The sequence below is a fragment of the Halocola ammonii genome, assembly GCF_049334165.1.
GTDB lineage: Bacteria > Bacteroidota > Bacteroidia > Flavobacteriales_D > Sanyastnellaceae > JBEGHD01.
Genome location: NZ_JBEGHD010000035.1, coordinates 1 through 1,225 on the forward strand (window position 1 = coordinate 1; position 1,225 = coordinate 1,225).

The following is a 1,225-nucleotide window of genomic DNA, read 5'->3' on the forward strand; positions in this document are numbered from 1 at the left end:
TTGATAGCCGAAAGAGTAGATCGCGAATTGATTACTCTGGAAAATGGAAACTATTCAGGAGAAATCAGGCAAACATCGAGCATTGTTTTGATTGATCTAAACACACTTGAAGAGACTAAAATAAACCTGGAGTAATGTCGTGCTAGTTCAAATCAAAATTGATTTCCCTTTTTCGTGGACTTTCAGATTTTGAGAAAGTCTTAACTTAGTGACTTCTACTTAATTTCTGGAAAATATGCTGTCTACTCGAATATCTTTAATTCTCTTGTTCTTGGCACTTTTCTCTTGCCAAAAGGACGCTGAACTCGAGAAGTCCCAACCTTCACCACCTGCTAATTGCACCGAAGTTGCGGATTCGCTCGAATGCGAAGAATTTCCAATGCTCGGGATAACGTGGTTTTCAGACAGCAGATTTCAATATGAAAAGCCGTTTTTCAATCCTGAGAATAATTGTGAGTTTGTGTACAGCTACAAGGACTATGAAAAGGGAGAATTTAAGATCATGAAATTTAATTTAGCAACCTGCGAGAAAAATGTTTTAGTGAATAATACATTGCTTCTTACTCAGCCTGAATGGAGCAGAACAGGTTTGATCGCCTTTGATAAAGAGTCTGATTATCAGATTCAACTAATTAACTCTGATGGAACTCAACAGGATATGGTCAGTGGAGATGTGCACAACTTGAATCCAGTTTGGAACAATTCTGGAACTAAATTATATTGGCAGCACACACCTACACTTGGGGTTCCTTATTATTTTTTTGAATACGATATAGGTTCGACAGTCACTGACACCTTAAAAACTGTGGATGGAGATTTTGTTGGTTCAACATTGAGTAGTGACATCTCTTTCGATGATAAGCTGATTGCCGAGACTGCAATTGATGGAGAAATCCAAATCGGCTTTTCAAGTTTGGAAAATTTCGAATTAACTCCTTTGGTGAGTCTCGTTGAAAATGACTTAGCTAGCATAACGGGCCTTTGCTGGTCAAACACAAACGATAAGGCTTACTTCACAGAGCTTCGAAGAGGCCTATACCAGCTGGAAGTCCCTTCAGGAGAATATACTCAACTCATTGATTTTTGTGATAATTATCATTACCGAAATATCTGCTGTTCTCAGGATGGTTCTCAATTGATAGCCGAAAGAGTAGATCGCGAATTGATTACTCTGGAAAATGGAAACTATTCAGGAGAAATCAGGCAAACATCGAGCATTGTTTTG

The 1,225-nt window shown here is 38.4% G+C and carries 1 protein-coding gene; it reads left to right on the top strand.

Annotated elements, in window-relative coordinates; all coding sequences use genetic code 11:
* Nucleotides 1–502: 502 nt before the first annotated feature.
* Nucleotides 503–1,225, top strand: a 723-nt coding sequence (locus tag ABHV44_RS16125) for a TolB-like translocation protein (RefSeq protein ID WP_459075745.1), incomplete at its 3' end; no start/stop codon positions are given.